Source organism: Candidatus Hakubella thermalkaliphila (assembly GCF_013281975.1).
GTDB classification, from domain to species: Bacteria; Actinomycetota; Humimicrobiia; order Hakubellales; family Hakubellaceae; genus Hakubella; species Hakubella thermalkaliphila.
On record NZ_BLRZ01000484.1, the window covers coordinates 1 to 536 of the forward strand.

Here is a 536-nt window from a genome sequence, read left to right on the forward strand (position 1 = left end):
AGCTGCTATAGGATTAGCCACATCCTTTCCAGCCAGGTCAGGGGCCGAACCATGAACCGGCTCGTATAGACCAAACATTTTACCCCCTAATGAGGCTGATGGCAACATGCCGATAGATCCGGTAAGAATAGCCGCTTCATCGCTCAGAATATCTCCAAAAAGATTGGAGGTCACCACTACGTCAAATTGCCGGGGATTAAGAACTAACTGCATGGCTGCATTGTCCACATAGAGATGCACCAGCTTGACCTGGGGATACTCCTGGGCTACGGCATTGGTGACCTCTCGCCATAGCCGGGAGCTTTCCAGAATGTTGGCTTTATCCACTGAAGTTAGTCTCTTGTTTCTCTTTCGGGCGATATCAAAAGCTACGCGGACGATGCGCTCCACTTCTTCCCGACTGTAGATCATGGTATCAAAGGCTACTTCGGAGGAATTTTTCTTTTCTCTTCCCTTCTCTCCAAAGTATACATCTCCGGTCAGCTGCTATAGGATTAGCCACATCCTTTCCAGCCAGGTCAGGGGCCGAACCATGA

1 pseudogene is annotated in these 536 nt (G+C 49.6%); it reads right to left on the reverse strand.

The window, feature by feature from the left end:
- A pseudogene (locus tag HW443_RS12825) lies at window positions 1–486 on the reverse strand (isocitrate/isopropylmalate family dehydrogenase); the annotation flags it as partial.
- Window positions 487–536 lie beyond the last annotated feature (50 nt).